We start from the raw sequence: 21,566 nt of genomic DNA on the forward strand, positions 1-21,566 counted from the left end.
CCTCACGACCTGTCCTTCTCAATCTATTTCCCAATTTTCCCAACTTTCCAATCAAGCACATGAGCAATCGGAAGACCACACCGCCCGCCGACACTCCCGTTAATGAGTCCGGCACCAAGATTTGGCGCAGCCTTGGCGAACTCGAACAGACACCACGATTCCAGAATGCTCTGGAGCGCGAATTTGTCGAAGGATCATCACACATGGAGACTGAGGAAGAACGTGAGATCTCTCGACGTTCATTTGTCAAACTCATGGGGGCATCCTCCGCATTGGCCGGATTTGGCCTGGCGGCCTGCCGCCGTCCGGAAAAACTGATTGTGCCCTTTGCTGAATCCCCCGAGTGGAGCATTCCAGGCAAGCCGGTCTATTATGCCTCATCGATGCCGCGGGCCAATGGTGCGGTGCCGATTGTCGTGACCACCCATGAGAATCGTCCGACGAAGATCGAGCCCAACAAGCGCTTTGATTCACTCACCGGAACCGATTCCTTTACTCAGGCTTCGGTCTTGGATATGTATGACCCGGCGCGCTCCCGCGAATTCTTGCAGCAAGGGGAGAAGTCGAGCCGTGATGCCTTTGTCAAAGCTCTGGCAGCAATCAAGCCGGATGCCAAGATTGGCTTTGTCTTTGGTGAAGATGAGTCACCGACCCGGAGTCGTCTGGCCAAGGAGCTGCAGGCGAAGTTTGCTGGAGCGAAGTTTTACAGTTACGAGCCCTTGACCGGGGAAGCCCGCAAGCAGGCGAATGTCGATGCCTTTGGTTCCGGTGCGGACGTGGTGGCGGATTATTCCGATGCCAAGGTGGTGCTGTCTCTCGACAGTGATTTTCTTGAGCTTGACCAGCAGGGGCCGGTAAGTGGTTTCTATAAGAACCGTTTTGTGGAAGGTGCCGGATATGACAAGGCGCCAAACAAAGATGATTTGAACCGTCTCTATGTGGTTGAAGGTGGCTTCAGCCTGACCGGGGGCATGGCGGATCACCGTTTGCGGATCGCGCCCAGCCAGGTGCTTGGGATTGCGGCAGAAATTGCCAAGCATCTCGGTGTTTCGGTGAGCGTCACTGGCTCCAAGCTCGATGCGCATCAGCAGAAGTGGGCACTCGAATGCGCCAATGACCTGAAAGCCAACAAAGGAAAGAGTGTGGTTCTTGCCGGCAGCCGCCAGAGCAAGGAACTGCAGCAGGTCGTGATTGCGATCAACACCGCCCTTGAAAACTACGGCAAGACGCTGAAGCCTGTCGTGACCGAGCGTGCAGGCTATGGCGATATCTCCGGCCTGATCAAGGACCTTGGAGCGAAGCAGCTCGATACCGTTTTTCTGCTGACCCCGGCAAACCCCTATTACGATGCCGATGGATTTGCCGCCGTCGCCGGCAACGCCCAAATCATTCACCTCGGATGCCGCAAGCATGCCACGGCCAATGCCGCTGACTGGCACGTGCCGGCTGCCCATTACCTCGAAAGCTGGGGTGACTCCCGCACCGCACTTGGTGCGTATACCGTGGTGCAACCTTTGATTCTGCCCCTTTACGGTGGCGTTTCCGAGCTGGATCTCCTTGATGCCTTGTTGACCGGCAGCTTGTTCAACTCCGACAAGGATGGCGAAACGGCCTCACCAGCATACGCTGCCGTGCGTAAGACCTTTGCCTCGCTCGCCGATGATTCGGATACCAGCTGGATGAAACTCCTGCGCGATGGATTCTGGAAGGAGTCGACGTATGCGGCAGCGGCACCCGTGGCTGTGGCTCCTGTTTCGGTAACGGTTCCAGCCGCACCGGCGGTGGGCTCCTACGAAGTGATTTTCTCGACCGACGGATCGATTTACGACGGACGTTATATCAACAACGCCTGGCTGCAGGAAGCACCGGACCCGATCAGCAAACTGACTTGGGACAACGTCGCCATGGTTTCGCCCCAGACCGCCAAGGATATGGGCTTGTATGAGAAGATTCTCAGGCTTGAACCGGACGGTAAGATTTACGGAGTGATCCCGGTGAAGAAAAATGCCGGCGTCGGTCCTGATGGTGAGGCGGAAAACCACACCAACCCGATGGTTAAACTGACGGTGAATGGACGCGAGCTCGACCTGCCGATCATGATTGGTTTTGGCCATGCGGATAACGTGATTTCGGTTTCTCTTGGATACGGACAAGGGTTTGACCAACACGATGAACTGGAACGAGGGCCTGAAAATGAGGCCGACGTCTCTCTGGTGAGTGTGAACCGTGGCTTCAATGCCTACACCTTGCGCAGTGCGGAAACGCCCTACTTGGTTGCCGGTGGCACGATCCAGGACCTGGACAAACGCTATCACACGGCGATGACCCAGGAGCACCATGCGATGTATGGGCGGGCGCTTGCACGTGAGATCTCCACGGTTCCCACCGAAGGGGGCCACGGTCAGGGAGCGAAAGACTTTGATGCCCAGCTGAAAAATGTGCGCAAGCAGGGGATGGATTCCCACGCTCCGGAAAATATTTCTCTCTACAAACCCAAGGGGTCGACGACCTGGCACGATGAGGCCAAGGCGAACAAGCACCTCTTCGATGAGCGCCAGCAGTGGGCGATGACCATCGACCTGAGCAACTGCATCGGATGTAACGCCTGTCTGGTGGCTTGCCAGGCAGAAAACAACATCCCGGTCGTAGGTAAAGAACAGGTGGCCAAAGGCCGCGAGATGCACTGGATCCGGATGGACCGCTATTTTGCAGCAACGCCGGTAATCGGTGAAGATGGGCACCTCAAGAAGGATGATCACGGACATCTGGTGGTGGACGAATCCAACCCCGAGATGATTCCCCAGCCGGTTGCCTGTGTGCAGTGCGAGTCCGCTCCCTGTGAAACCGTCTGCCCGGTGAACGCCACGGTGCACTCCGAGGACGGCCTGAATACCATGGCTTACAACCGTTGTATCGGAACCCGCTACTGCGCCAACAACTGCCCATACAAGGCGCGTCGATTCAATTTCTTTGATTACAACAAGCGCAACCCGCTGATCCACAAGAACCTTTACAAGGGACCCGCCGGTAAGAAGGCCGTGGGCGAAGCCCCGCACCTGCAGCGTAACCCGAACGTTTCCGTCCGGATGCGTGGTGTGATGGAGAAATGCACCTACTGTGTGCAGCGGATCCAGGCTGCCAAGGGTAAGGTGAAATCCAACCTCAAGAAGAAGGCAATTGCCGCCGGTATACCATCCGAACAGGTCACGATCGAGGACAAGGAGCTCCGGATTAAAACCGACTCCGTCACGGTGGCGTGTCAGGACGCCTGTCCTGCCAATGCAATCACCTTCGGAAACTTGCTCGACCCCAAGGCGAAAATCAGCCGGATCAAGAACAAGGACAACAGCATCAAGATCGACCGAGCTTACGACCTCTTGCACTACATCGGAACCCTGCCCCGGACATCTTATCTTGCCCGGGTGAAGAATCCGAACCCGAAGATGCCCGACGGTAAGACGGTTGGTCGTGCCACGGTCAACATGCACTAGGGAGGCAATCACGAATTATACGAAACCATTCACCAACCACGGAAGACACTGAAGACACGGAACAGGAATTCGATTCAGCTCATTCTGTAACCAACTAACCAATCATGTCGCACGAAACGACTATCCAAAAAGACCCGAACAAGCCGGTGATCCCGGTGATGGAGCGTGAACAGCTCGTTCTCAATAACCGCTCCTACAACTGGATCACGGAGCGTATCTGTGGCATTCTGGAAAACAAGCAGCCTGCCATCTGGTGGATGCTGTTTATCCCGAGTGTGCTGATTGCCATCATCGGTGTTGGTGGCGGGCTGTTTTACCTGGTATCCACCGGTGTGGGTGTCTGGGGTAACAACAACCGCGCGATGTGGGGCTGGCCGATTGTGAACTTTGTGTTCTGGATTGGTATCGGTCACGCCGGAACCTTGATTTCCGCGATTCTTTTCCTGACGCGCCAGAATTGGCGGACCTCGATTAACCGAGCGGCCGAGGCGATGACGATTTTTGCGGTTTGTTGCGCGGGTATTTACCCGATGTTCCACGTTGGTCGTCTTTGGATGGTGTGGTTCCTCGCCCCGATTCCGAATGCCAATGCGATCTGGCAGAACTTTAAATCGCCCCTGCTCTGGGACGTGTTTGCGGTTTCAACCTATTTTACCATCTCCCTGATCTTCTGGTACCTCGGCATGGTGCCCGACCTGGCCACCATCCGTGACCGTGCCAAACCAGGCCTGCGCAAACTGCTTTACGGGATTTTCTCCCTCGGCTGGCGCGGTGGTAACCGCCAGTGGAGTCACTATGAAGTGGCTTACCTTCTGCTCGCTGCCCTTTCCACCCCGCTTGTGCTTTCGGTGCACTCGATCGTGAGTTTTGACTTTGCGACCTCGGTGGTGCCCGGCTGGCATACTACGATTTTCCCACCTTACTTTGTGGCGGGTGCTGTGTTTGGTGGATTTGCCATGGTGCTGACCATCATGATCCCGGCCCGTTATATCTACGGCTTGCACGACATGATCACGATGAAGCACATCGAAAACATGTCGAAGATCATCCTGCTGACCGGAACGATCGTGGGATACGCATACCTGATGGAGCTCTTTGTCGCATTCTACTCAGGGGCAAAATACGAGGGCGCCGCATTCTATTTCCGTCTCGCGGGCCCCTACTGGTGGTCGTACATCGCGATGATGGGATGTAACGTGATTGCTCCGCAGCTTTTCTGGTTCAAATTCTGCCGTGAAAACCTCTGGGTGGTCATGGGCGTCTGTATGGCGGTGAACGCCGGTATGTGGTTTGAGCGATTTGTGATCATTGTGACCACCCTGCCACGGATGTGGCTGCCAGGTGACTGGAAATACTACAACCCGAGTTGGGTCGACATCATGACCTACGTCGGAACCATCGGTATGTTCCTCACCTTGTTCCTTCTTTTCCTGAAGTTCCTCCCGTGCATCAACATCGCCGAGGTGAAATGGACACTGCCGAAGAGTGATCCGCACTTCGACGACAAGGAGGCCATCGATGACCAGGGCACCGAGGCGGTTGCTCCTTACCAGCACGAATTGCAGAACTAAGCTCCATCTCCCAACATCCATCTTCCATATTTCCTATGACTCCTAAACGTGTTTACGGCTACCTCGCCGAGTTCGAAAGCGCCTCTGCCCTCTACAAGGCAGCGGAGAAGGTGCGTGATGCAGGCCACAAGAAGTGGGACTGCTACTCACCCTATCCGATTCACGGCCTGGACAAAGCGATGGGTATGAAAAAATCGATTCTCCCATGGTTGGTCTTCTGTGGTGGATCGCTGGGATTTTTGACGGCGATCACGCTGGCCTACACCACTCAGGTGGTGATTTACCCGACGGTCGTCCAGGCGAAGCCTGCCAACATTTTTACGACGGCGGCATTTTTCCCGATCATGTTCGAGCTGACGGTTCTGCTATCTGGATTTACCACCTTGTTTGGATTGCTGGCCTTGATGGGGCTTCCCCGTCTCAACCACCCTTTGTTTGAGAGTGAGCAATTTGCCCGTGCGACCGACGACGGCTTTTTTATCGCGATCGAAGCCCGTGACCCACGGTTCTCCTCGGAAGAAACGAAAACCCTGCTGGAAGACGCCGGCGGTTCCAACATCGAACTTGTCGAGGAGCCCGAAGCCTAACCAGCCGACCCCGCCATCCCATTTCCTGATAACTAATAACAGATAACTATTCTCCCATGCGCTACTTCTTTTTAGCCTATGCCCTGATCATTGTAATGGTGATCGGTTTCTTCGGATTCCGTGGACAAATGTTCAGTGGAACGCCACTGCGCCTATTCCCGGATATGGATGATCAGGACAAAGTCAAAACCCAGACGGTGAGCAACTTCTTTGCCGACGGTATGAGTGCCCGTAAGCCGGTTGTGGGCACGGTGCCCCGCGGATTTGAAATCGACGGTTCGGGTATCAGTTTTGGCAACAGCACGGCTTACAGCCACACCGGTGTGATCGGTGATGCATACGGTGACGGCATTCCTTTCGAAGAGCTTGGCCTCGCCGATATCGATCCTCAGGCATTTCTCCGTCATGGCCAGGAGCGTTTCAATATCTCCTGCATGCCGTGCCACGGTGAGTCCGGCAATGGCAAGGGAGCCGCCGCAGTGAAGGGAAATATTCCAGCCACGGACCTGACCGGCTTTGCCAAACCCACCTACCCTGACGGTAAGATGTTTGAAACCATCACCAAAGGCAAAGGCCAGATGAGTGGCTATGGTTACAATATTCCGGTGCAAGACCGCTGGGCGATCATCGCTTACGTCCGAGCCCTGCAAGCCGCCCGCAGCGTTCCCGCTGACCAGTAATTCTTTTTATCCCCGAATTTCCACTTTCAACTTCCTACTTCTAAAATGGGTCACTTCGTAACATCCAAAGACATCCCAGCCGACGGCGAACATATCGCTCCGGGTAAACTTGCACTGCCGATGATGGTATGTGGCGTGATTGCCTTGCTTGGGATCATCCTCAGCGTGTACTTGTTGTTCATCCACGGTGATTCGACTGAGGTCAACCAACCGGCCGATACCGTGCAGGGGCAGTATGCTTACTCGTGGTTGTTTGCCTTTATCTTTTTCATCAGCATCACCTTGGGTGGCACGTTCTGGATGTTGCTCCACCACGTTTCCAACTCTGGTTGGGGAATCGCCGTGCGTCGCTTGATGGAGAATCTGGCGTCTGTTTTTCCATGGTTTGCCATCCTTGCCATTCCCTTCTTTTTCCCCGAGGTGCAGAAGCACTTGTATGAGTGGATGAACGAACACCGGATCGCAGGAACCGGCACCTATGGCAGTGTGACTCCAGAGGTCAAAGAAACCCTGTATGCCAACCATCAGGCATTGCTTGCCGCCAAGGAGTTCTACATGAACCTGCCGTTCTGGTTTGGCCGGATGGTGTTCTACTTCGTCGCCCTCGGTGGTGGGATCATTTGGTTGAAGAAAATTTCCGTTGCCCAAGACCACGACCCGAACCCGGGCGTTGAGCGTCTGATTTTCTCCCGCAAACTCAGTATGTTTTTCCTCGTGGTGTTTGGTTTGACTGCGACCTTCCTCGTGTTTGACCTGGTCAAGGCACTTGATTTCAAATGGTTCTCGACGATGTACGGCGTTTATTTCTTTGCGGGTTGCGTGCTCAATGGCATGGCCTTGCTGATTTTGACTTCCATCCTGCTGCGTCGTGCCGGATACCTGCAGACGGTGATGAGCCCTGAGCACCATCACGTCATGGGTAAACTGACCTTTGCCTTTGTGGTCTTCTGGGGATACGTCACCTTCTCCCAGTTTTTCCTGATCTGGTATGCCAACATTACCGAGGAAACGAGCTACTTCCTATTGCGTAACACCGGCAACTGGAACACCGCGAGTGTCTGCCTCGTCTTCGGCCACTTCGCCTTGCCTTTCCTCTTCCTGCTGCGCTCCGATGTGAAGAAAAAGCCGGGTCTGATGATTCCGATCACGATCTACTTGTTCACCCTTCATGCGCTCGACCACTACATCATGGTCACGCCGGAACGTGGACCCTCCCTGACGATGTTCAGCGAAGGAGGACCACAGCTGTTTTCCACTGGGAACGTCTTCTGGCTCGACCTGATTGCCTTTGTTACGATCGGTTGTTTCTTCGCCTATTTCTATATGCGGGCACTGACCAAGAGCAGCCTGTTCCCACACCGCGACCCGCGCATTCTCGAATCCGCCAACTTGTTCAACTAAGTGACTAATTTCCCTCAGGATATGACTACCCAGTATTCCAACCATCGCGACACACCGATCCGCAGATTCAGCAGTTTTTGCTGGGGACTAGCAGCCTTTGGCTCCTTCGGTCTGGTGTCGGTCATTGCCTATTACTCGACTTCCGGAAATGCCGGTGATGTCGAAACCTTGCGCGCGACCGAACGCCTGGCCTTGAAAGCCGAAGTGGAAGCCGCCCAATCGGCACTTCTGGTCGAAAAAGATGTCGAAGCGGGAAAAAGCAAGCAGGTGCCACCGGCCAAGGTGTTTGATCGCCTCGGCAATGAGATTAAAAGCAAGCCCGGCAAGTCGGACACCTTTGTCCCCGGAAGTGAAGCTCACAAAAAGCAGCTGGAAGCCCTGAGCCAAGGCCCTGGCGACGGTGAGGGCTTGAAACTGTTCCAGGAAAAAACCTGCGCAACCTGTCACGGCATGGATGGCAATCGTCCGATCGCCCCGATGTATCCAAAACTTGGTGGCCAGAATGTCGATTATGTGCTCGCCCAGATGAAGGATTTTAAGGATGGCAAACGCACCAACGGCCAGGCTGTGGTGATGAAGCCGCTGATGGAAGCCCTGAGCGACGACGAAATGCAGAAGCTGGCGAAGTGGATTTCCGAGCAAAAGCTTGAGATCGAACTCAAGGAAGATCACCCCGGTGCAGCCGCCTACATCGCCAAAGGATGTGTCGCTTGTCACGGCCCGGATGCCAAGACCCCGCTTGCACCGAACTATCCGAACCTGCGCGGGCAGAGCAAGGATTACATTGTCAACCAGATGAAGGACATCAAGTCAGGTGCCCGGAACAATGGCACCAGTGCTGCCATGCAAGCGATTATGACCGGCGTCAGCGATGACGAAATCGAGGTCATTGCCGAGTGGTTGAGCACCCCGGCGAAATAGCCCCACCTCTTGTCAGGAATTACCTAACGAACATTACCTTTCCAAACCATTTCATCATGTCCACTCAAAGTCACGAATCAACCGTTGAGGATACCCAACTGCGATCAGAGATTGATCGTTCGTTGCGGCATCCTGTGATGTTTTTCTTCACCAGTGGAGCGGCCTGGCTTGCCGTTGCGCTTTTCCTTGCGATTGTTTCCATGGCGAAGCTTTACGCTCCCGGGTTTTTGGGTGAGTGCTCCGGGTTGCAATACGGCCGGGTGTTTCCTGCGCACTTGAATGTGTTGGTTTACGGATGGGGTGCCCAGGCAGGATTTGGTGTGCTGATTTGGTTGATGGCCCGTCTGTCACGCCAGCCCAGCAAAAATGCTGGTACGATTTTGGTTGCCGGACATATTTGGAATTTTGCCGTTGCCGTGGGAACGATTGGAATTCTCTGCGGTCACGGAACCGGTAAACATTGGATGCAGTTCCCGACCTTCGTCTGGCCGGTGCTTCTCGGCGCCTACGCTGCGATTGCGATCTGGGTGGTGATCAGCTTCCGTATCCGCCGTGGTGATTCGACCTATATCTCCCAGTGGTACTTGCTTGGCGCGACCATTTGGTTCCCTTGGATTTATTTGACGGCCAACCTTTACGTCAATGTGTTTGATGTGCAGCCATTGATGGCCGCCGCGATCAACGCCTGGTTCCGCTTTGCCCTGATCTTCTTGTTCTTCACGCCGATTGCGATTGCATCGATCTATTACATCGTGGCGAAGATTACCGCCCGCCCAATCTATAACTCGACCTATTCGATGGCTGGGTTCTGGGCGCTTGCCGTGATTGCCCCTTGGGCAGGAATGCAGGCACTGATGGGTGCTCCCATCCCGGTCTTTGTCCAGTATGCCGGAGCTGCCGCAACCATTCTCATCGCCGTGCCTTTGCTGCTCAGTGGAGTGAATATTTTGAAAACAACCTCGGGACAGACCGAGGCCATCGCTAACAGCCCATCGCTGCGGTTCAGTATTGCCGCTACGGTTGGCATGTTGATCCTTGCCCTGATGAGTGTGATCCTCGCTCACCCCGCCGCCCTGAAGTTCACCCAGTTTACCATCGCCGGTTACGGCTATGAGCTGCTTGCTCTGTATGGCTTTTTCAGCATGGCGATGTTTGGTGCGATTTATTTCATTGTCCCCCGGATCACACGACGTGAGTGGCTTTCAGCCCGGATGATCCGAACCCACTTCTGGTTCTCCATCTATGGCATTCTTTTTGTTGTGATCTTCTGTGCCTTGCTTGGTGGCTTCCAGCAGGGTGCCGCCCAGGAAAATCACGTTCATCCGTGGAGGCAAGCAGTGGAGGCGGTTTCTCCCTTTGCCATTGGTATGACCGTCGCCTGGTGCTTTATCCTGATCTCCAACATGTTCTTCTTCCTTCACCTCACGCTGATGTGGTTGCGTCTCGGCCGCCGCAGTGCGCACCCGACCCTGCTGCGTCGTGAAAGTGCCAGCGCCTAAACCCATTCTGAAATCTATCCGCTCCTATTTTCATCATGACCTTTAAAACTTTTCTCATTGGAATGTTCGCCAGCTTCGGTCTGGCGTGGACGTGCATTATTGCCATCCCGGTGGCGAGTACGGACGCTCGTCCGCCTGTGAAAATGAACGACGATGAAGACGCCGCCTATTACCAGCATGGTGTCGCCGGACGGAAACTCAATGGAGGTGAAATCTATAAGGCAAATGGATGTTATACCTGCCACACCCAGTTGGTTCGCCCAACCTATGCCGGATCGGAAATTCACCGCGAAGGCATTGCCGGAGTAAAAAATGACGATGGCGATACCCGCCGTGAGACGAGCTACGCCGACTTCACAGGTGAGGACTTTGCCCAGATCGGTCTGATGCGGATGGGGCCGGACCTGAGTAACTTTGCCTATCGTGCTGAGGCATATGGAAGCAAAGTTGGCATGACTGCCGAAGCCTGGATTTTCGAGCACCTTTACAACCCGCGTAACAATGAGATCCGCCTTGGGAAGCACGGAGAGAAACTCGACATGAGTTGGTCAAATTGTCCGTCGCAGAAGCAGATGTTTGAAACCGTTGATGCCGTTGGGCAGGATGGTGTTTTTGCCCTGACTGCTGATGCGGGTGAGGGTCGTGTGATTCGTCCGAAGCAAGATGCCAGAGTGCTGGCCAGCTATTTGTTATCTTTCAAGCGTGATGACAAGATGCCCAAATCACTGGATTACAGTGGCAAGGATGAAGAAGAGTAAGCCTCTCGTTTCAAAACCCTCTCTGATTTTTTCAACAACCCTTTACAGTTAATCAACATGTCCCAGCAACCTACCAGCCAACCGGATCTTGACGATCGTTCGAGTGTGCTAACAGACGCCGCTGCAGCGCAACGTGAAAACCATATGTTTACCGAAGGTGCCGAGCCCTTATCGATTTGGTTTATCCTCGGTAGTGCCATTGTGGTTTTGATCGGTGGTGGTGTGCTCTTCGGCGGTGGTAATCTGTTTAATTACACCAAGACGGTCAAACCGGGATATGAGCGTGCTGCAGCCGAAGGTGAGGAGAATTCAGGACCTAAACCCAAACCTGCCATGGTCGCCTATAACAAGGTGGGAGGGAAAATTTATTCTTCCTGCGCCGGTTGCCACGGCAACGATGGCATCGGAACGGATGCCTATCCTCCACTGGCCAACTCGGAGTGGGTGAATGGTCCGAGTTTGCGTCCGGCGATGATTATTCTCAACGGATGTAAAGACCCGATCACGGTTGCTGGTAAAACCTACAACGGTGTGATGCCTGCTCAGGGATCCGGGATGGGTGCGAAGGAGCTTGCCGGTATCCTCAACTATATCCGGAATAACTTTGGCAATAAAAACGATCAGCTGATTACATTGGAAATGGCACAGGATGCCCTCGATGCCAGCAAGGAGCGGAATGGTGGTGCAATGACTGCTACAGAGCTCGATGCCGACTACAAGCGGGATCTCAAAGGTGAACCGCTGGATCCGGCCACCATGGTCAACCCCAAGACCCTTCAACCGGTAGCTCCCGCTTCCGAGTAGGAGGTTTACCTAATACCACTCCGCAAAACAGACGAGACGATTGATCGTTGTTGAGGTATTTGGAAAAGCACTGCGTGATCCATGAGAGTTCCGGATGAATGACTCCTTTGGCTTTGTTTCTCCTTAGTCATGGTGCCCGCACCATACCTTCGTCGCGCCTTACCAAAGAACTCATTCATCTCGGCTATCGTCCCGTCTGTTTTACTACTTGGTATAAGTGCTTTTAGGAGGATGGCAGTAGGACAGCTTTTCAAGCTGTCGGCAGGCTTGGGAACAAGATCTTGTAGCTTGGGTTCACCAAGGTTGCCGACAGGATGCAATCCTGTCCTACTTTGGTGCTTCACCCGGATAGTTGTTTGGGGCATGATCCGACCATGAAACTGAATGCAGACGTGGGCGAGGGCTTTGGTCCGTGGTCGGTAGGGGACGACGCCGCATTGATGCCATACTTGGACATGGCGAACATCGCTTGTGGCTTCCATGCCTCGGACCCGGATGGCATGGACCGGACGGTTTGTTTGGCTTTGGATCACGGAGTGATGGTCGGCGCACATCCGGGGTACCGCGACCTTGAAGGTTTCGGACGTCGATCAATCCCTCACGAAGCGGAATCGATCACCCGCCTGGTGGCTTATCAAGTTGGCGCACTACAGGCGATATGCGACTTGCATGGTGCTCAAGTTGAATACGTCAAACCGCACGGGGCACTCTATCACGATATGATGCGATGTGAGGCAACGTTTGAAGCTGTTCTTACTGCGGTGGCAGCCATGCCCGGTCATCCGGCATTGATGATTTTAGCCGGAGCACAAAACGAGAAGCGAAAACAAATGGCGGAATGTCATCAGGTGCCCTTGTTGATGGAGGCTTTTGCTGACCGGGCCTACTCCGATGGGGGATCTTTGCTGCCTCGCGGTCAACCAGGTGCGGTTTATGCATCGACCCAACAGATGGTGGATCAGGTGATGCAGATAAAAACTTCCGGGACGGTGACGAGTGTAAATGGCAGGGAGTTTCCTCTATCCGCCGATACGGTGTGCGTGCATGGGGACAATGCAGAATCGATTGCCGCCGTAGCCCGCATCCGCAAGGCATTGCAGACTGGGTAAAATGATGAAGGAAACGAAGCTGCGGATCGAACCGGTGTCGGAAACGAGTTGGATTCTCTACCTCGGTGAAGAGATAGATGTTCATCTGGCGCCGTTGATTGGTCAGTTTTCTGAGCGTATCGCGAATCGATGCCCGGAAGTGATCGAGGTGACGCCATCTTATACATCGATTTTGGTCGAGTTGGATGTGCTGCACGCCGATTTCGATAAATTTCCTAACCGGGTTCGGCGATTGCACTCCGAACTGGTGCAGGGTAAGAGCGATGACTCCAGTCGTTTACATCTCTTGCCGGTGTATTATTCTCCCGAGGTGGCCCCTGATTTGATAGAACTTGCCGACCACTGCGGGGTGCCGGTCGAGGAGGTGATTCGATTGCATAGCTCCTGTGAGTATCATGTTTGTGCGATTGGTTTTGCTCCTGGCTTTGCTTTTTTAGCTGAGCTTGACGAGCGGATTGCACATCCGAGGAAGACCACTCCGCGGAAGAAAGTGGCCGCCGGCAGTGTGGGTATTGCCGATCGGCAAACGGCGGTTTATCCGTCGGAGTCGCCTGGTGGTTGGCAGATCATTGGCCGTTGTCCGGAGCTCTTGTTTGATCGCATGAAGGATCCGGTTTCTCCCTTTGTTGTTGGTGATCGGGTGAAGTTTGAACCCATTTCAAAGGATGAATATCTGCGTGCGGGAGGGGAGATCGGGAATGGTTAAGGGGCTCAGGGTGGTCAGGCCGGGAATTCGGTCGGAGCTTCAAGATTGGGGGCGATACGGTTTTGCTCCCCAGGGGATGAGTCAAGGGGGACCGATTGATGTGCATGCGTATGCCTGGGCGAATAAGCTGCTAGAGAACAGGATGGAAGCTCCGCTTATTGAGTTGACGGTGGGTAGAGCTACCTTTCAAGCGGAGCAGGAGCTATGCCTCGCCTTGACGGGGGCGGATATGCAGGCACGGCTTGACGCTTGCCCGATCGAACACTGGCGAACGTTCAGGATGAAGCCGGGGCAGATCTTGACCCTGGGCGCTGCGCGGGATGGCATGCGGGCATATCTGGCGGTGAGAGGTGGTTTTCAAGTGCCTTCGAGCCAGGAGAGTGTCTCCACGGTTGCAAGAAATAGGATGGGCGGGCTGGAAGGTGATGGACGTTCCCTGCAAGCGGGGGATCGTTTACCCTGTCTGTCTGACCACGGATCGAAGTGTGGTTCAGCAGGTCATGGCTTGGCATCGCTTGGAAATGTCAGGGTTCCGCCACGAATGATCCCTGAGTATCGGCAATCGGTTTGTTTACGCGTGGTGGAGTCGTATCAATCGAGTCTTTTTTCTAGCTCCGAGATGGACGCCTTTTACCGGCAGACCTATTCCTTGAGTGCACTGGGTGATCGGATGGGGGCCCGCTTGGAGGGGGCTGAAATAAGGGTTCCGTCATCAGGGGTGATCTCGGAAGGTTTGGCATTGGGCTCGGTCCAGATTCCGCCTGACGGGCAGCCGATTATTTTACTCAATGACCGTCAAACCTTGGGAGGTTACCCGAAGTTAGGGTGTGTGGCTCGGGTGGATTTGCCAAAATTGGCTCAATTGCGCCCCGGAGCACAGGTTTCCTTTGTCCCTGTAGCGCTGGAGGATGCTAGGGCTGCATGGTTGGGCTTTTGTCGGTTTTTTGTAAGGTAAGTCCATGGACCCACGTTAAGCATTACAGCAATTTTTACCTACTATGATGAAACGAAATTTGATGGTCCTACTAGCGGCCAGTTTGTTGTTGCCGGCGGTGGCCGAGCAAAAAAAACCGAACATTGTGTTTATTTTTGCCGATGATCAAACCTTTGAAAGCGTCGGGGCTTATGGTTTAACCGATTGTAAAACGCCGAACCTGGACCGCCTGGTGCATGAGGGAGCTACCTTTTCCCAAGCGTTTAACATGGGGGCATGGAATGGGGCGGTCTGTCTGGCCAGTCGCGCTATGCTCAACAGCGGTGCGTTTGTGAACCGGGCACAAAAAATCATTCGCTCCCAACCGCATTGGTCTGAGATGATGCGGGATGCCGGCTATAAAACCTACATGACGGGTAAATGGCATGTGCCTGGTAAGCCCCGTTTTGATGTGGTCCAGGATGTGCGCCCGGGGATGCCGAAGGGCTCCGGATACAATCGTCCAACCAGTAAGGAGGATTACGAAAAGGGATGGAAACCTTGGGATAAAAGCCATGGTGGTTACTGGGCTGGTGGCACACACTGGTCGGAGGTGGTCGCCAATCACGGCGTGGATTTTCTCGAACAAGCGAAGAAGGATGACAAACCATTCTTCATGTACCTCGCCTTTAATGCACCACATGATCCGAGGCAGGCACCAAAGGAATACGTGGATATGTATCCGCTGGATACAATCAAGGTGCCGAAGAACTATTTAGAGGTTTACCCATACCACAAAGAGATCGGTTGTGGGCCCGGGCTCAGGGATGAGAAGCTGGCGCCCTTTCCTCGTACTGAGTTTGCCGTGAAGGTCCACCGACAGGAGTATTTTGCCTGCGTCACCCACATGGATGCTCAGATCGGAAGGATTTTGGAGGCCTTGGAAAAGACAGGCAAGGCGGACAATACCTATATTATTTTCACTGCGGACCATGGATTGGCCGTTGGGCATCATGGATTGATCGGAAAACAAAACATGTATGAGCACAGCATGCGTGTTCCCTTTATGATCGTTGGTCCGGGGATCAAAGCGGGCAGCCAATTTGAGATGCCTATTTATTTACAGGATGCGATGGCAACCTCACTCGATTTGGCAGGGGTGGAAAAACCGGCCCATGTTGAGTTCAATAGCCTGATGCCATTGATCAAGGGGGAGCGCAAGGTGCAGTATGATCGAATCTATGGAAAATACGTCAACTCACAGCGGATGATTTCGATGGGTGGCTGGAAGATGATTTATTATCCAAAGATCAAGAAGTTCCGACTCTACAACGTAAAGAAGGACCCGGATGAGATGGTCGATCAGGCTGATAACCCGGAGTATGCGGGGAAACTCAAGGAGCTGAAAAAAGCATTCAAAGAACTCCAGAAAGAAATGGATGACTCTTTGCAGATCGATTAGGCCGGAGGTGCTGCAACTGGCATTTTCGGAGGTTGGCCGCGCTCAAGCTTCCGTGCTAAGAGGGCGAAGAGCGCTGAGCAAAACAGGCAGAGGCCAATGAGCAGGCCGATGATCATTCCGAATCCCAAGATGATGTGCATCAGGCTGCCAAGGCCGGTGAAATCCGGGGGCGGGCCATCCTCGCCACTGGCATCAAACGCAACTCTGGCTGCTTGGATTTGTTGGTAGCTGGTCACGATGGAGACGGTGCCTGCCAAGCCAACCAGCATGGCGGGAATGGATAAACACAGCGTGACAATGTGAAAGGTTCGCTGCCGTTGATACCAGGAATGAAGCAGTGACATCAGATAGAGCCCTGCAAGAAAAGCCGCCCCAAGACAGATATAAAACAAATAGTTCATGGACTGATTGTCGGTATCTATCGAAAAGACAATGGTCATCAAGGTGAATAGAAAGATCGCCATGGCGATACATAATAAACCGAGCAGTGGAGCAAAGCTGCAGGATGAGATTATACGGTAGAGGCTCGGTTTTGTGATTGTCGGGGGCATGACATCAGCGACCCTAGTGTCTCGGGACGGTGACTGTCAAGATGCTGATGGCTAACAGAAAGGTCATTCAAGCCTTTCTAGCGGAATGTAGGCAGATTGGTAGCCATCAGATGGAGATGCTGGCATAGTGGGATTTTCTGCTTGTCACTCGAGGGCATAGCTTGTCAGTTCATGGATATGAGATTGGTGATTTGTACTTTGCTGACGGCCTTGCTTGTTCCTTTGAGTGCCAAGCCGATGAATGTGGTGTTTATTCTGGCGGATGATTTGGGGTTTATGGATATCACACCGAACAATCCGGAGAGTTTTTATGAAACCCCACATTTGGAAAAACTGGCCAAGTCCGGGATGCGTTTTACCCAAGGCTACGCCGCCTGTCCGGTGTGCTCTCCCACCAGGGCGTCGATCATGACGGGACAGTATCCTGCCCGGACTCGCAACACCGACTTTTTTGGAGGCCCCAATGAGTTTCACAAAACCATTCCGACGGATTACGACGCACTGAAGAGCGACAAGTTGGGGCGTTTCACCAAGCGCCCGGTGTTGCCGGCACCGTATGAAGGTTTCCTTGCCAAAGAGCACACCAGCTTGGCTGAGGCTTTTAAAAAACATGGTTACGCCACCATGTTTGCCGGTAAATGGCATTTGGGAGGGAAAGGTTCGTGGCCAGAAGACCATGGATTTGATGTCAACAAGGGAGGCTGGACCCGGGGTGGTCCTTACGGTGGAAAAAAATACTTTTCTCCTTACGGAAACCCGAGGCTGGAAGATGGGCCGGAGGGCGAGCATTTACCCGACCGTCTGGCGAGTGAGACGGTGAAATTTATCAAGGCGAACAAGGAGAAGCCTTTTCTCGCCTATCTCTCGTTTTATTCGGTGCACACGCCCCTGATCGGACGCGAGGATCTGGTGGAGAAATACAAAAAGAAAAAGCAGGCATTGGGGGCCAAGGATAGCGAGATCTGGGGTTATGATAAACCGCGACGCGTCCGCGAGGTTCAGGAACATGCTATTTATGGTGCGATGGTTGAGGCCATGGACCTGGCAATCGGCAAGGTGATGCAGGCGCTCGACGAGGAGGGACTTGCCGACAATACGATTGTGGTGTTTTTCTCTGACAATGGTGGTTTGTCGACATCCGAGGGGTCGCCAACATCCAATAAACCCTATCGCGCTGGCAAGGGCTGGCTCTATGAAGGTGGTGTGCGGGAACCGATGCTGGTTCGCTGGCCCGGGAAAACCGGCCCCGGCAGTGTGTGTAAGACTCCGGTGATCTCGACCGATTTTTACCCGACCTTGCTTGAAGCCTGTGGATTGCCCGCGCTTCCTGAACAGCATGTGGATGGGGTGAGTTTGGTTCCCCTGCTGAAGGACCCGGCCGCCCCATTGGGACGTAAGGCGATCTATTGGCATTACCCACACTGGGGGAATCAGGGAGGGATTCCCGGCTCCGTGATTCGTCGGGGAGATTGGAAGTTGATTGAGTTTGCCTGGGGAAAAGAACCAGAGCTCTACAACATGGCCGAAGATATTGGTGAAGAAAAGAATCTAGCCGAAAAACATCCGGAGAAGGTGAAGCAGTTGCTGGAGGAATTGAAACAGTGGAAGAGTGAAACCAAGGCACTTCCGGCTGTCGCAAATCCTCGATTCAAGGGAACGTTTGAGAAGTGGTAGGCGTGGTCGACCACCGGTGATTGGAAAGATCGCCGGAGCCAACGCGTATCAGGGGTATGCGTTTATCATACTTATGGATGGCCGGTTGGACCTTGGCCGGAGTGTTGGGGGTTCAGGCGGCACTTTCCGAGGATGCACAGGCATTGGGTCAGGATATTTTAGGGTATGGTAAGCTCACCGGCGAACAGCGTGAGCAATTGGTCGAGCGCTTGTCGAAGAAGTCGCTCAAGCCGCTGAGTTCGGAACAACGTGAGCAAATCCAGCGTGCTTGTGTGGATGCGTCGGCGACGATGATCGGGCACAATGCCAAAGGGCAACTCAAGGTGGTGAAGGACCCGGGTGCCAAAGCTATTATGAAACTTGCCGGGGATTACCTGAACCGGCTGCCCGCCGCAACAACGCCAGCCCACCCGGCAGCGGAAGACTTGTTTGGTCAAATCCCGGAGAAAGCCCCCCGGGTAAAACAATCCGTCAAGATTGATCCCGCGGTGGTGCGTTGGCAGGCCACGGGGCTATACGCTGCCCCCGGCGAACTGGTGACTCTGGTGTTTCCGGACGCCTGGGTGGGCAAGGGCTTGCAGGTGCACGTGTCCGGTCACCGTGACAACATTTCGGTGAAAAAAAACCTGATGCGTTTACCCACCAAACCGTCCCGCAGCTTTCCCGTCGACAGTAAAGAAGTGAAGGTTGCCGCTGCATTTGGTGGTGCCCTGTATATCGACACCGGCAACAAAGTTCGGGCAGGGAAATCTTTTCAGGTGCAGGTAAACCATGCTTTACAGGCACCGTATTTTGTTTTGGGGAAATCCGACCCCAAAGCGTGGCGTGAGCAGGGGCGCCTGGCTCCCGCCCCCTATGCCGAACTGGTGACCGATCGGATCGCCTTGTCGTTTCCCTCCGCTTGGATTCGTGATCTGGCCGACCCGACGGAGTTATTGAAATACTGGGACAAGGTGGTGGCATTACACGATGAGCTTGGAGGGATGGCGCACACCCGGTATGGCCCTGAGAGGGTGAATGTGGATGTGCAAATATCCGTGGGTTTGTTCCATGCCGGATACCCGATGCAGGGGCCGCAAAAGCAATGCCGGGGAGTGGTGGATTTGGAAAAACTCAAGATCCAGGGGAACTGGGGGTGGTTTCATGAGTTAGGGCACGAAGCCCAGCGACGCCCGGATAAAGCCTGGGGGTGGAATAACCCCTACACCTTTGATGGATCGGTGGAAGTGACGGTGAATTTGTTTTCCTCGCATGCCATGGATCGCTTGAAAATGGAGAACCGTGGTGGTTGGAGCTGGACGGCATCACCGGAAGAGGTCAGGCAACGTGCCCACAAGGCACTGTCGACCGGAAAAAGTTACTCGGAATTTGGTGCCGGAGAAAAGCTGGCGATGTATCTTTTGCTGCGGGATCAGTTTGGATGGGAAAGCATCGGCAAAGTCCTGGCTGGATACTGCAAAGACCAGGATGCAGGGAAAGCCATGCCAAAAGAAAATCAGGCAAAGCGGGATGCCTTTGTGCTCCGCATGTCTAAACAAACCGGACATAACCTGACACCCTATGTCGAAAAACTTTGGGGCGTGAAGATCAGTCCCGAGACAGCTGAACAATTGAAAGCATTACCTGTGTGGATCCCCAAAGGGTTCGACAAATATATGGAAGGGTAATAAATCTCAACTGTGTGAGGCTGTTACCTTGCAAGGCTGATTTTTAGATTCCGAATCGTCGGCTTATATGTTAGGTAGGGGATGTGACGACGCAACCTCCACCGATGCAAGCTCCCGTGACGCCCCCGACTGCCTACCCGGTGGATCCGAGGGTGAAAGATGACGAGCATTTGCGCCTGCTGGCGGTGTTTCATTATGTGTATGCCGGATTGACGGCCGCAGGTTTGATTTTTTTGGTGATCCACTTCCTGGTCATGAAATCTGTGATGATGACCGTGCAGGAGGTTGATGTTGCAACAACGGGGTCTACTCCCGCCGGTCCCTCACCGACCGCGTTGATGGGTGTGTTTGTTTGGTTTTATCTATTGTTTGGATTGCTGATGCTTGCGATGACTCTGGCTAACGCTTATTCGGGTGTTTGTTTGCGAAAGAAAAGCCGACGGACGTTTTCCTTGGTGATTGCCGGTGTCAACTGCCTGAACATGCCTCTCGGGACTGTGCTTGGAATCTTCACAATCATGGTCTTGGTCCGGGATTCGGTGGCGCGGGCGTATCAAGAGAGAGAGCAGCGATGATGACCGACCGTGAGTCATATGTGGCACTGAATATGTTGCCTAAAATCGGTCCCGTGCGGGTGCGCCGCCTGATCGAATCCTTGGGAGGTCCAGAGCAGGTTCTCTCGGCGACACACTCCCGCCTGCAGGTTGTGGACGGGATTGGCCCCGAAATTGCCAAAATTATTCACGATTGGGAAAGCCGGATTGATCTGGCTGAGGAAATACGCGAGGCGAATCAGCGTGGTATCGAGGTGGTGACACTCGCAGATGAAACGTATCCGGCGGCGTTGCGTCACTTGTATGACCCTCCCTTGGTTCTTTACGTCTGGGGTGATTTGCAGGAGAGGGACCGTCATGCGCTGGGTATCGTCGGTTCGAGAAAGTGCTCTCATTATGGCACCCAGTGTTCGCGGCAGTTTGCCTTTCAGTTGGCGGCCAGTGGTATGACGGTGGTATCGGGTTTGGCCAGAGGGATTGATACTCATGCGCACGAAGGGGCGATTGCGGCCAAGGGGCGGACGATCGCGGTGATTGGTTCAGGACTTGGTCAGGTTTACCCACCTGAAAACATGGGACTGGCAGAAAAAATTGCTTCTGGTTTTGGCGCTGTGGTTTCCGAGTTTCCCTTGCATACGGCCCCGAGTAAAAAAACATTCCCGATGCGCAACCGGATTGTCGCCGGTTGGTCTCAAGCGATGGTGGTTGTGGAGTGCCCGGCTTGGTCAGGCGCCTTGATCACGGCTAACCTCGCAGGAGAGATGGGAAAGCCGGTTTATGCCGTGCCCGGTCAAATTGACCGACCGAGCTCGGCTGGTTGCAATCGGCTGATCCGCGACGGGGCGATTCTCGTGACAGGCGGTCAGGATATTCTCGATGATTTTCAAATGCTGCCTGTGGCAGACAGCATCCAGGTTGGCTGCGGGAGCACTTCTGAAAAACCAGATCGATCCGGAGAGGCGACCAGTCGTGGTGCCGATCTACCGATGTCGGATGATGAGCAGGCGATTCTGCAGGTTCTCGACCAGGATCCGATGTTGATGGACCAGCTGTTGGAGGAGACCGGGTTGGCGTTACCCACTCTCAATGCCACGCTGTTGAAACTCGAAATGACAGGTCGTTTGCGCCAGTTCCCGGGTGGGCGAATTGGCAGAAAATAAGATTGGCCAGACTGAGAAACCTCGCTAGAGTATGATTTTCCATCCCTCGGAATCCTTG

General features: G+C 54.0%; 18 protein-coding genes. 17 read left to right on the forward strand and 1 reads right to left on the reverse strand.

Features of this window, described 5'->3' with window-relative positions; genetic code table 11:
* Window positions 1-59 precede the first annotated feature (59 nt).
* From HW115_RS06295 to HW115_RS06355, 13 genes are all read left to right on the forward strand, one after another.
* Window positions 60-3,491, forward strand: a complete 3,432-nt coding sequence (locus HW115_RS06295; RefSeq protein ID WP_178931743.1) for a TAT-variant-translocated molybdopterin oxidoreductase — start codon at window positions 60-62, stop codon at window positions 3,489-3,491.
* Window positions 3,492-3,595: 104 nt separating this feature from the next.
* Window positions 3,596-5,062, forward strand: a complete 1,467-nt coding sequence (gene nrfD, locus HW115_RS06300; protein WP_227021318.1) for an NrfD/PsrC family molybdoenzyme membrane anchor subunit — start codon at window positions 3,596-3,598, stop codon at window positions 5,060-5,062.
* Between the two features lie 35 nt (window positions 5,063-5,097).
* Window positions 5,098-5,649 carry a DUF3341 domain-containing protein gene (locus HW115_RS06305; protein ID WP_178931744.1) on the forward strand — a complete coding sequence of 184 codons (552 nt, stop codon included), beginning with the start codon at window positions 5,098-5,100 and terminating at the stop codon, window positions 5,647-5,649.
* A 56-nt stretch (window positions 5,650-5,705) separates the two neighbouring features.
* Complete coding sequence (locus HW115_RS06310; protein WP_178931745.1) at window positions 5,706-6,329, forward strand: c-type cytochrome; 624 nt, start codon at window positions 5,706-5,708, stop codon at window positions 6,327-6,329.
* Window positions 6,330-6,374: 45 nt separating this feature from the next.
* Entirely contained in the window at window positions 6,375-7,730 is a 1,356-nt protein-coding gene (locus HW115_RS06315) for a hypothetical protein (protein ID WP_178931746.1), read from the forward strand.
* A gap of 21 nt (window positions 7,731-7,751) precedes the next feature.
* Window positions 7,752-8,651 (forward strand): c-type cytochrome, encoded by a 900-nt coding sequence (locus HW115_RS06320; RefSeq protein WP_227021319.1) that lies wholly within the window; start codon window positions 7,752-7,754, stop codon window positions 8,649-8,651.
* Between the two features lie 56 nt (window positions 8,652-8,707).
* Window positions 8,708-10,150, forward strand: a complete 1,443-nt coding sequence (locus tag HW115_RS06325) for a cbb3-type cytochrome c oxidase subunit I (RefSeq protein ID WP_178931748.1) — start codon at window positions 8,708-8,710, stop codon at window positions 10,148-10,150.
* Window positions 10,151-10,185: 35 nt separating this feature from the next.
* Window positions 10,186-10,908, forward strand: a complete 723-nt coding sequence (locus tag HW115_RS06330; RefSeq protein WP_178931749.1) for a cbb3-type cytochrome c oxidase subunit II — start codon at window positions 10,186-10,188, stop codon at window positions 10,906-10,908.
* A 57-nt stretch (window positions 10,909-10,965) separates the two neighbouring features.
* Window positions 10,966-11,712 carry a c-type cytochrome gene (locus HW115_RS06335; RefSeq protein ID WP_178931750.1) on the forward strand — a complete coding sequence of 249 codons (747 nt, stop codon included), beginning with the start codon at window positions 10,966-10,968 and terminating at the stop codon, window positions 11,710-11,712.
* Between the two features lie 374 nt (window positions 11,713-12,086).
* Entirely contained in the window at window positions 12,087-12,821 is a 735-nt protein-coding gene (locus HW115_RS06340) for a 5-oxoprolinase subunit PxpA (RefSeq protein WP_178931751.1), read from the forward strand.
* 1 nt (window position 12,822) lies between these two features.
* On the forward strand, window positions 12,823-13,527 hold the full coding sequence (pxpB, locus tag HW115_RS06345; protein ID WP_227021320.1) for a 5-oxoprolinase subunit PxpB: 705 nt from the start codon (window positions 12,823-12,825) through the stop codon (window positions 13,525-13,527).
* Window positions 13,487-14,482 carry a 5-oxoprolinase subunit C family protein gene (locus tag HW115_RS06350; protein WP_178931752.1) on the forward strand — a complete coding sequence of 332 codons (996 nt, stop codon included), beginning with the start codon at window positions 13,487-13,489 and terminating at the stop codon, window positions 14,480-14,482. Before pxpB ends, HW115_RS06350 begins: the two co-directional genes overlap by 41 nt.
* Before the next feature lie 43 nt (window positions 14,483-14,525).
* Window positions 14,526-15,902 carry a sulfatase family protein gene (locus HW115_RS06355; RefSeq protein WP_227021321.1) on the forward strand — a complete coding sequence of 459 codons (1,377 nt, stop codon included), beginning with the start codon at window positions 14,526-14,528 and terminating at the stop codon, window positions 15,900-15,902.
* Here HW115_RS06355 and HW115_RS06360 read toward each other — a convergent pair.
* Window positions 15,899-16,366, reverse strand: a complete 468-nt coding sequence (locus HW115_RS06360) for a hypothetical protein (protein WP_178931753.1) — start codon at window positions 16,364-16,366, stop codon at window positions 15,899-15,901. The two genes, HW115_RS06355 and HW115_RS06360, sit on opposite strands and share 4 nt — an antisense overlap.
* 264 nt (window positions 16,367-16,630) lie before the next feature.
* On the opposite strand from HW115_RS06360, the gene HW115_RS06365 reads away from it, so the two are divergent.
* The 4 genes from HW115_RS06365 (at window position 16,631) to dprA (ending at window position 21,508) form a co-directional block, all read left to right on the forward strand.
* On the forward strand, window positions 16,631-18,127 hold the full coding sequence (locus HW115_RS06365; RefSeq protein WP_227021322.1) for a sulfatase: 1,497 nt from the start codon (window positions 16,631-16,633) through the stop codon (window positions 18,125-18,127).
* A 56-nt stretch (window positions 18,128-18,183) separates the two neighbouring features.
* Entirely contained in the window at window positions 18,184-19,794 is a 1,611-nt protein-coding gene (locus HW115_RS06370) for a M60 family metallopeptidase (RefSeq protein ID WP_178931755.1), read from the forward strand.
* 104 nt (window positions 19,795-19,898) lie between these two features.
* Complete coding sequence (locus HW115_RS06375) at window positions 19,899-20,369, forward strand: hypothetical protein (RefSeq protein ID WP_178931756.1); 471 nt, start codon at window positions 19,899-19,901, stop codon at window positions 20,367-20,369.
* A complete protein-coding gene (gene dprA, locus HW115_RS06380) occupies window positions 20,366-21,508 on the forward strand; it encodes a DNA-processing protein DprA (RefSeq protein WP_227021323.1) in 1,143 nt (380 codons plus the stop codon). Before HW115_RS06375 ends, dprA begins: the two co-directional genes overlap by 4 nt.
* Window positions 21,509-21,566: the final 58 nt, after the last annotated feature.

This window comes from Oceaniferula marina (genome assembly GCF_013391475.1).
Classification (GTDB): domain Bacteria; phylum Verrucomicrobiota; class Verrucomicrobiia; order Verrucomicrobiales; family Akkermansiaceae; genus Oceaniferula; species Oceaniferula marina.